The following is a 9,512-nucleotide window of genomic DNA, read 5'->3' as shown; positions in this document are numbered from 1 at the left end:
GCCTGTGTCAGTGCGCCGGGTGCGGGGCCACGGGGGGGGGGGGGGGCGCCGGGCCGGCCGGCGACCAAAAAACACAAATCCTGCCCCCCGGGTTTCGGCGGGCCGGCCCCCCGCCCCCCCTCACCCCGCTCCGGTATGCGGGCCCAGGCCGAATGCCGTCTCATCGAGAAGGAGTTGGGCCTGACTCTGGTCAACGCGGGCGACGGCACCGCTGCCAAGCGGCCCACCAGTGCGGAGCGCCACAAGGCGGAGCGTCAGGGTCGGGAGCGGACCGCCCGCGAGGAACTGCGCGAGACCGTCCGCCGGGCCGTGGCGGGCGCCACCGGTGAGGAAGAGTTCTTCGACCGGTTGGCCGCCGCCGGGCTGCTCGTCGCCAAGCGTCTCGCGCCTTCCGGTGACCTGCTCGGCTACAAGGTCGCGCTGACCGACGACCGCAACGAGGACAACGAGGACAACGAGGACAACGAGCCTGTCTACTTCGCAGGCTCCACGCTCGCCCCCGACCTCTCCCTCCCCCGGATCCGCGAACGCTGGTCGGCCGCCCAGCAGGACGCCGCCGCCGGGCCGGACGACCGCGCCAGCGCGCCGAGCGGTCCGGCACGGGCACGGCGCCGTGCGGCAGCCGCTGCCTGGCAGGCGCTCGTGATCATCGACCACGGCAACGACCGTCAGGCCGCAGCCCTCATCGCGGCGGCCGGTGAGGTCCTCGACGCCCTCGCCAAGACGTCCGCCGCCCACACCCGCAAGCAACTCCAAGAGGCGGCGCGTGCTTTCGAGCGCGCCTCCCGTTCCCACGTACAGGCCGAGCGCGGGCACGACCGCGCCCTGCGCCAGGCCGCCCGCGACCTCATCTACGGCGGGCCTGCCCTGGGACGCGGCGAGGACGGCGCCACCACCGCCATGGTGATCGACATGGTCGCCTTCCTGGTCATCGCTGCCGCACACTGGCACGGCAAGAAGAACCACGCCCAGCAGGCCGCTGCCGCCCGCCAGGCCGCCGAACACCTGCGCACCGCCTACCAGTCCGCCGCCCAGCACCCCATGGCTGTCCTGCGCCACCGTGGCCGCCGCCTCTCCCAGCCGCTCCAGCGCCGCCAGGTGGCCCACCTGCGCCAGGCGATGCCGGAGCTGGCCGAGCAGATCCTGGCCGAGCCCGGCTGGCACGCGCTCGCCGGCACTCTCGCCGACGTCGAAGCCGCCGGCCACGAGCCCGCCGCCCTGCTCGCCGAGGCCGTCGCACGGCGCGAACTTGGCACCGCCGAGTCGGTCAGCGACGTCCTGGTCTGGCGGCTGCGCCGCCTGGCCGACCTGCCCGCGGATGCCTCCGCCATGCCCGAGGCCGACACCACCACGCCGCAGAGCCCCGGGCTGCCGAAGCAGCCATCCACCCGGCGCAACACCCGGCCCAGGAAGCCGAGATGATTCCTGAATCTGCAAGTTGCAGCAGGTCAGGGACCTGGGGCACTCTCCGTGTGGCCGATCAACGACGAAGAGGGGGACGAATGTTTCGACGACGCGCGGACCGCGAGTTCCGTGACGCCCAGCTCGCCGCCCAGGCGATGCTGCAGATGCACGCGATCTGGCAGGCACCCGACTTCGCCAGCCCGGCCGCCGAGCCCGCGCCGCCCGCCCACGGCGTGGGCATCCAGGAGGTGCCCGACTTCCCGCCGTCGGACCTTCGCGTGCCCTCCCGCCACGAGGTCGAGGGACTGATGATGCGCTGGGAGCAGCCACTCGTCATCGACGGCGAGGTACGCGAGTGCCCGCAGTGCGGCGCGTACCGGGACTGGATCGTCTTCAGCATGCGCGACGACACGATCTGGCTGCGCTGCCGTGCCGGCCACAACACCGCCGAGCCGCGTCTGGACCCGGCCTGGTACAACCGCAACTCCGGTCCGGTGGACCACTTCCACCCCACGCTGGACGACGGCCTGCGCCACCTGGGCCACTGATCCCCGTAACCCCTCCCCGCCGGCAGCGGATCGCGTGTCGGCCCCAGTCAGCCTGTCCGCTTCGCGCATCAAAGGGGTTCCGCATGCGTCGCCACACCACGACCGCTCGCGTCCTGACCACACTCGCCTCACTGGCCCTGACGGGCTGCTCCGACGACAGCTCCGGCTCCTCGGGGACTCCACGGGCGGCGGCCTCCTCGCCCCGCGGTGGAAGCGACGCCGCCGGGGCCACGCCACTGTCCTCGGCCGCGTTGGGTAAGCGACTCCTGACGGAGCAGGACCTGGGCGAGGGCTACGTACGCAAGGCAGAGCGCGCCCAGCACGACGACGATGTCTCGGTGATCGGCTGTCCCGCGCTGGCCAAGCTCGGCGGGGACGCGGCGGCCGGCGGAAGCCTCGCTTTCCCCCGCAAGGCGAAGGCCGCGTTCACGTACGGCGTCGGCGGCACCTCCGAGGTGAGCGAGGAGCTCTACAGCGACACCGCGACCAAGCTGTCCGACGGCGTCGGCCGGATCTTCGAGGCGATGGCCTCCTGCCCGAAGTACCAGGTCGTCTCGGGCAGCACCGCCATTAGTGGAGTACGCGCGGGTTCCTTCCATGCCCAGGTTGCGGGCGAAGCCCCATCTCGGCAGGTGAATTGGGGTCGTCTCGAGGTTCACTCGATGGCGTGAGATCTGCGCAGTAACTCGCAGAATCTGCGGGTAGAGGCCGTAATCTGCGGCCTCGTGTTAGATTCCGAAAGTCGCGTGCTGACGCTCGTGCGCTCAGCTCCGGACCCGGCGGGGGTGTCTCGGTTGAGACCGGGCTCGCGGACGTGGTCACGCTCCAACGGCGCCGCCAGGCCCGGATTTCGGTGCATGACGAGGAGAGTTTCTTCCTTGACACGCTGTCCGAGTACCAGTGGGCGCGCGACGCGGCGGGTCTGGCGCCGACGACGCTGGACGGGCTGATCAAGCCCGTGATCGAGGTCTGTGAGTTCTACGGCACGGTCCCGTGGCAGCTGACCTTTCGTGAGGTCGACCGCTACTTCGCCGGTCCGGGCAAGCGGGCACCGTCGACCCTGCGCGGCAAGATCAACAAGATCGACGACGTCGTACCGGCGGCCCTTGCGGGTGCGATCCAGCAGCGCCGTTGCGTCCGGGATCAGACGTCTCCCATCGGAGGCCAGCCGACTGTTCTTACTGCCGGTGCGCTGTCACGATGAAAACCTCGGGCTGGCACCACGGAGGGAGTCCGCTGTGCTCATCGCCACATGGAATCTAGAGAACTTCTTTCTTCCTGGTGGTAAGTTCGGGCCGCGAGACGCGGCGACATATGAGGCGAAGCTGGCCTCACTTGCCGCAGGCATCACGGAACTGAGCCCGGACCTCCTCGCAGTCCAGGAGGTCGGCGATCCGCAGGCACTCGACGAGTTGGCGGACCTGACCGGCGGCACTTGGCACAGAGCGCTCTCGGAGTATCCGGACGACCGCGGTACACGGGTCGGCTTCCTCAGCCGACTTCCACTCACAACTATCGCCGACACTGTTGCCTTTCACGAGCGGATGCGTCCCGTCCAGAGTGACGACTCATCGGTGCTGACGAGCCAAGCAGGTCGCGGTGTACTCGCGGTACGCGTCGAGCCCGATGGTGGCCCTCCGATTGATGCGGCAGTTTGCCATCTCAAGTCCAAGCTGCTCAGTTATCCCGGCGGCCGCTCTCACCCGCGCGACGAGGAGGAGCGTGCGCGGTTCGGCGGCTACGCCATGTTCCGGCGCACCGCGGAGGCGGTCGCCCTGCGGGCTCTGGCTAACCGGCTGCTCGAAGGCGACGGACGAGAGAAAACTGTAGTGGTATTGGGAGATCTCAACGACGGGGCCAGCGCGGCCACTTCACAGATTCTGTGCGGTCCATCGGGCTCCGAGCTAGGCACCGCCGGATTTAACCGCCCAGACCACGGCGATGGCTCCCGGCTGTGGAATCTGGCCCCGCTGATCCCGGCCGGGCGCCGTCATTCCCGTATCCATGCTGGACGGCCTGAACTCATCGACCACATCCTCGTCAGTCACCGGCTCGTGTTCGGTGTCGAGGCCGTCGGCACAGGAGTTTCCGATACGGCTCCCTACAGCCTGCCCTCGATTGACGATGACCCCTTAAGCCGCCGCGATGCTACGGAACCCGACCATGCTCCGGTGTGGGTGCGGCTCTATGCCTGAAGTCGTGATCACATGAACCCAGGTCCCGTGCACGGCTCATAGTCTCGGAAGGAGCCAGGTAATCCCCGTCAGGAAGCCCAGCCTGTTTGGGCAAGATTCAGCGCTTGATCCGACCACGGGCGGCAAGGACAGCGAGGCCGAGCAGGACGGGCTCAGCCATGCGGGAAGCCATTTCGGTGTACGTGCCGACCGTGGTGAGGTCCTGGCCGGACGAACGAAAGACCACCGAATTAATCACCACCCGCACGCCCTTTTCCCATCGTTCGCCGGTCAGGCGCTCGCTTAGTGGCCCGGTCGGATTGGCAGGGGCAGGGGTGTCGGTCGTGAGGTGGATCTGCTCGCCCTTCACCGTGCCTGAGGACTCCGGCTTCGGACTGTCGCTGGGTAGACCCCAGAGCATGAGGAGGAGAACCGTGCTGGCCATAGCCGCTATCAGCCACGCCAAGGCGCGCGAGGCACGCAGACCATAACCGGAAAGCAGCCAGTACACCCACAGCAGGCCGCGTTCCCCGACCGGCGTCCCACCATGTGCGGGGTCTCGGTCGTGGCGACGCATCTCCATCTCGCCGTAGTAGAAATCTGCTGCTCCGGGTTCGTCCTTGCCGTCTTCGAATGCCTTGCGTAACTGCCGGTAGGTTGCGGCCAGTACGCTGGGCGTTGGCGTGAGCTCAGCATCGGGATGGTGAGGCCCGGGGTGCCAACCGTGAGGCGAGCTACGATTGCTGTCTGTTAGAGCGCGCCAGTGGTGTTCCTCGGCCAGCGTGCGACGCCGGGTCCACCGCTGGGGCAAGACGCGACGACGAAATCCGCTAGGGGCGGTAGGGAAAACGCAGTGGCCTTCTAGCCGCAGTTGATCCAGATGCAAGGCACCGGAGAACAAGCAGGCACGCAAATCGACATTAGTCAAGACCAAGTGTGCGGCATCCACACTGCGAACTGAGGCAATACGCACCACGTCGCTGTTTCCTGCCAGGAGATCCTCCTTGATGAAGGAAGCCGAGCCGGTGGCAAAGGGCGTGGGATGGGCCGTGATGGCAACCGAGAACGAGAGCAGAGCGTCGCTGAGGTCCAATGTGGCATAGCGCAGACGCAGAGTTGCTTTCTCCTCCCATTGCGTCCGTACACAGCGCACCACCGTTGCTGCGATCTCCATCGTGACTGGTGTTCCGAACACGGCACCAGACAAGTCGACTTCTCGTCTGCAGGTCAGCGGACCGAAGTGCGGCAGCTGCGTGAATTCTGCCTCGCGAAAGCTAGCGTTCCCGACGAACACTGCTTGGTCGAACCGGGCAGAGTCGGCGAACACTGCCTCGTTGAAGCGAGAGTCACGGGAAAACGTTGCTCGACTGAACGTTGCGGCGCCGGAGAAAGTTGCCTTGCTGAACTCGGCAATCCCGTGGAACCTGGCGCCCGCGAATCCAGCGCGGCAGAATGTCGCGGCGATGCTCACGTCGCGTTCGAAGGTCACGTTGTCGAACGATGCGTCGTCGGAGAACGTGACCCCTTGGAACCGAGCAGCACCGAAGAGTTTGGCCCCACGGAAAATGGCGGGCCCCGTGAATACTGCCCCATCGAAACCGACGGTACCTATAAAGGTGGCGTGATCAAATCCTGCTGCACCAGCGAATTCCGCCTGCCTGAAACGGGCATCACTTTTGAACGCGGCGTGGCCGCCAAACCAGGCGTCGCCCCTGAACTTGGCATCGTCGAACGCGATGGCACCGGTGAACTTCGTCTGCTCGAATCCTGCAGTGATCTCGAAAATCGTGCGACAGAACGTTGCGGCGCCGGAGAATTCCGCACCGCGGAACCAGGCATCGCCAATGAACTTCACTTCCTCAAATCCGGCGATGCCGCCTACTTTCGCCCCACGGAAAACTGCGGTGTCACCGAACAAGACCCTGTCAAACAGGGCCTCATGTTCGAAGGTTGCCTTGTCGAACTCAGCACGACGGGTAAAGCATGCCCGGTCGAACTTGGCAGCGCCCTGGAACCTGGCCTGGTCGAATTCAGCCACACCCTTGAACGTCGCCCTGACGAAGCCTGCGGCGCCAGAGAACCGCGCACGGCGAAACCAAGCGTCACCCGAGAACACTGCCTCATCGAACTGAGCAGTACCCAGACGGGGTTGCCCCGTACGAGGCTCGGTGAGGGCACGCAGCAGATCGCCGAGGAGACTCTCAGTGAAGGGCGTGCCGCTATGGTCGATGTCAGCACCAGGAGCCAAGCCGGATAGATACGCGACACGATCGGGACCGGTGAGATGTGCCAGGCATGCGGTGTGTCCGGGGACCGTAATACCTCGGCAGCCGACCGGGTCGTCCTGAAGGCTGGCACCATTCCCGCAATGTGACCACCGCGGCGGTGTTGTTGACGGAGCTGAGGGTGCACCCATGACCAGCGGACTCCAGATGTAACGCATCAAGACCGCAGCGCGTGCGTTTCAAGGCGTCGCAGGCTGATCTGAGGCTAGGCCGACGACGACGACCTGTCCATGGACCTCTCGGGTGCAACTGCCCTAGGGGGATATGGCTGCCGACCGGCTGTGGCAACACCATCCGAAGCGACACACACGCCTGCCTGCTACGCGAACGCCTCGGTACCCGAATCCTGTACGAGACGAGAGGGAGGTCCCCGGTATGGCGTCCCACCTGCGCACCGGTGCCCCCGTCGCGGACAATGTACTGCCCGACCGGCTGTCTCGCGAACCACGGTGAACCCGCGCGGGACCACCACAGCCACCAGTTGACGTGCAGGTTCCGGCCCTCCAGCGCTCAGGATTCTGGGAACCTGCGCGCTTCCGACATGACCACCCAGGCGACCACCGCTCCCCAGCTCGGCGAGGAGCGGTGGAGCCAGCTGCTTACCTACTCCGTCGACGGACAGCGCAGCGTCGTCAAGCAGACGGCGATCCGCACCGGGACCGTGGTGGTCATCGTCGCCGGTTCCGGGTCACCAGCCCTCGTTGACGCCCACCTCGACAAGGCGCTGAACAAGGCACGTGCCCAGGGATGAGATCCCTACCCGGCGTGCAATGCATGGAAGGGCGCTCTCGGATGTGCACTTCGCACAATTCCGCCTCCGATGCGCCACCCATTCTTTGGCTGGGTGGTGGGACTGCTGCGCTGTTTGGCTTGTTCGCCTGGGTGTTCACCGGCAACCCGCGGTGGTGGCTGGTGGGCGTCATCTGCGGGGTGTGCGTGAGCCTCATCGCGTTCGGCATACGGACCATCTGCCGCAATCACGATGTCGGTTAGCGCGCCAACCACACCACGTGAGGCAGCACTCAACGGTGCCCCTGCCACTTCTGGCAGGGGCACAGTCATTTCGCCAGGCGTTGCTGAGCGGCTGCGTCTCCCCCGCACATACGACCACCGACTGCATGCGAGAAGATACCGATCATGAGTGAGTGGGGGGTAGCGCTGATCGCGGCAGGATCAGCGATTGCAGGCAGTGTCGTAACCGGCTGGCTCACGCGCAGTGCCGGACTTCGCCAAGCATCCGCGGCACAGCTGGCCGGCGAGGAACAGGCTGCTGCGGCACGGCACGCTGGGGAGAAGCAAGCCGAGGCCGTTCTAAAGACGGTGCAGCAGACACTGGAAGCGCAGGCCAGGAATCAGCAGATCGACGCTAAGCGCGAGGCGTACGTGGCCTTCCTGCAAGCCGCCCAGGCGCTCGTCGAAGACCGCAAGCGAGATCAGGGTTCCTTGGACGAAACGCTTCTGGCTGAGGCCGAGCGGGCTTATCAGGTACTGCGGTTGGAGGGCACCGACAATGTCACGGCGCATGCGCAGTTCTTGATACACGCGATCGACAACTCCTTGAGCGACCCTTCGGTGGGCGCGGCGGAGCTCGACCGTCACCTGTCCCACTACGTCACCGTGGCACAGCTCCACCTTCGAGAGCCGTGGCACTGGATGGGGAGAAGCCGCAATTCCTGGATCGCAGGCGGAACAACCGAGCCACCTGCCCCAATGCCCTGACCCGCACCATCTTCGTCTCGGAGTAGGAAGCGGACCCTTCACCTCCTCAGCCGTGGAGATGCCGCCGACGCGGCGGCCCGACACACGCCGGGGAGAGTCAGCGCATACGACGAAGGCCCAGCAGGCCAAACGGCCTGCCGGGCAACGCGGTTTGGTCAACGCTCCCTGCTGACACCGCGAACACCCTCCTCCCCTTCCCGTTTCCCGGGACCAGGGCGCTCCACCGTGATGAGGCGCTCGCGCCGTACGCGCACCTCGCTCAGCCGGTCCTCGCCGTCGAGGTAGACGAGCAGCTCAGCGTGGCCGGTGTGCAGGCGCCCGAGGGTCTCGGCCACATGGTGGCGCTGGGCGCATCCGGAGACGGTGTAGGCGTCGCCGGGCTCCAGTTCGGCCACGGTGTCGTCGAAGACCTCTCGCACCCGGTCCGTCCAGTCCGTGCTCTGCTCGCGCATGCGAGGCAGGGTCTGGATCTGCCGCAGGACCTCGGTCTCTTCCCAGTACCGTCGGCACGGTGCGCACGGCTGGGCGCCGGGCAGGGGACGGTCGAGCGGCCGACCGCAATGCGCCTTGCCGGAGACCGCGTCCCGGTAGTGGCCGGTGACGAGGCTGGCGCGGCCCTTCGGCGCCCACAGCACGGCATCATCGACGTGGCATGGGTCAGCCGCGGGCAAGTCCAGCTCCACGGCCCGCTTCGTGAAGGCCGCGAGAGCGTCGCTGAGTCGCGTGCAGTTAGCGCACGTGCGTCGCGCGGCGGAGCGGCGGTTATCGAGCGCCTTGCCGCAGTAGCCCAGCAGATGACCGGGGATCGGCCGGTGCGCCATGGCGCTCGCGCCGGTCCCAGCCGCGGGCCTGGCGTCCGGCTCGCCGCTGGAGGACGACGTGGTGAGGATGAGCCAGGCGCGCGTGCAGCTCTGGCACAGGGTGTGGGCCGTGTTCTCGCCGATGGGCTGAAGGTCGGGTGAGTGCGTGGCGCACACGGTCAGCGGCTGGGCGCCATTGAGCAGGACGCCGTAGTGGGCGGTGCCGTTCGTACGGCCGATGGCGAGCCGGATCAGCGGCAGGGACAAGGGACCTCCGTGAGGTAGGCGGCGGGGACAAGGCGGTCAGACGCGTACGGCGCACAGGCCGTCGTGGTCGGTGGCGACGGCGCAGCCGTCCTCGCAGGGGTGATGGGCGCGGGCCTGGGTGGTGTTGGCCCGTTCGTGACAGCTGATGCACCAGGCGGGCGCATGGGCGAGGTCGCGGTTGCGGGCGAGGAAGCCGATGGAGCCGCAGCGCTCGCAGCCCTGCGCGCCGGAAGCAGAAAGCGGGTTCGTGAAGGACACCTCCAAGGGCTGAGGCGGGAACGCCGGGGGGCGGCGGGGCTGGGGCGCGGCGGGGGC

The 9,512-nt window shown here is 67.2% G+C and carries 9 protein-coding genes and 2 pseudogenes; 8 read left to right on the top strand and 3 right to left on the bottom strand.

Annotated features, from left to right (window positions below):
- The 5 genes and pseudogenes from ACFWY6_RS41015 to ACFWY6_RS40995 form a co-directional block, all read left to right on the top strand.
- On the top strand, positions 1-1,422 hold a 1,422-nt coding region (locus ACFWY6_RS41015), incomplete at its 5' end, for a mobilization protein (protein ID WP_384701672.1).
- 80 nt (positions 1,423-1,502) lie between these two features.
- Positions 1,503-1,952 (top strand): hypothetical protein, encoded by a 450-nt coding sequence (locus ACFWY6_RS41010; protein WP_384701669.1) that lies wholly within the window; start codon positions 1,503-1,505, stop codon positions 1,950-1,952.
- Between the two features lie 83 nt (positions 1,953-2,035).
- The gene (locus ACFWY6_RS41005) at positions 2,036-2,623 is read left to right on the top strand and encodes a hypothetical protein (protein ID WP_384701667.1); all 588 of its coding nucleotides are present in this window, start codon (positions 2,036-2,038) and stop codon (positions 2,621-2,623) included.
- Between the two features lie 75 nt (positions 2,624-2,698).
- Positions 2,699-3,039 (top strand): annotated as a pseudogene (locus ACFWY6_RS41000) (site-specific integrase); the annotation flags it as partial.
- A 151-nt stretch (positions 3,040-3,190) separates the two neighbouring features.
- On the top strand, positions 3,191-4,147 hold the full coding sequence (locus tag ACFWY6_RS40995; RefSeq protein ID WP_384701664.1) for an endonuclease/exonuclease/phosphatase family protein: 957 nt from the start codon (positions 3,191-3,193) through the stop codon (positions 4,145-4,147).
- 97 nt (positions 4,148-4,244) lie between these two features.
- Here ACFWY6_RS40995 and ACFWY6_RS40990 read toward each other — a convergent pair whose 3' ends face one another.
- Positions 4,245-6,374 (bottom strand): pentapeptide repeat-containing protein, encoded by a 2,130-nt coding sequence (locus ACFWY6_RS40990; protein WP_384701661.1) that lies wholly within the window; start codon positions 6,372-6,374, stop codon positions 4,245-4,247.
- 578 nt (positions 6,375-6,952) lie between these two features.
- Here ACFWY6_RS40990 and ACFWY6_RS40985 point away from each other — a divergent pair.
- The 3 genes from ACFWY6_RS40985 to ACFWY6_RS40975 all read left to right on the top strand — a co-directional run bounded on the left by ACFWY6_RS40985 (position 6,953) and on the right by ACFWY6_RS40975 (position 8,130).
- Positions 6,953-7,162, top strand: coding sequence for a hypothetical protein (locus tag ACFWY6_RS40985; protein WP_384701657.1), 210 nt, complete (start codon positions 6,953-6,955; stop codon positions 7,160-7,162).
- Between the two features lie 119 nt (positions 7,163-7,281).
- Entirely contained in the window at positions 7,282-7,404 is a 123-nt protein-coding gene (locus tag ACFWY6_RS40980) for a hypothetical protein (protein WP_384701654.1), read from the top strand.
- A gap of 144 nt (positions 7,405-7,548) precedes the next feature.
- Positions 7,549-8,130: a hypothetical protein gene (locus ACFWY6_RS40975; protein WP_384701651.1), complete on the top strand. Its 582-nt coding sequence runs from the start codon at positions 7,549-7,551 to the stop codon at positions 8,128-8,130.
- Between the two features lie 155 nt (positions 8,131-8,285).
- Here the strand turns inward: ACFWY6_RS40975 and ACFWY6_RS40970 are convergent, their stop codons facing one another.
- Entirely contained in the window at positions 8,286-9,197 is a 912-nt protein-coding gene (locus tag ACFWY6_RS40970; RefSeq protein ID WP_384701648.1) for a hypothetical protein, read from the bottom strand.
- A 36-nt stretch (positions 9,198-9,233) separates the two neighbouring features.
- Positions 9,234-9,512 (bottom strand): annotated as a pseudogene (locus ACFWY6_RS40965) (hypothetical protein); the annotation flags it as partial.

It is taken from the genome of Streptomyces sp. NPDC059037, assembly GCF_042740015.1.
Taxonomy (GTDB): domain Bacteria; phylum Actinomycetota; class Actinomycetes; order Streptomycetales; family Streptomycetaceae; genus Streptomyces.
Note: the sequence above shows the minus strand (reverse complement) of the source record. Positions and strands in the feature narration are given on the sequence as shown.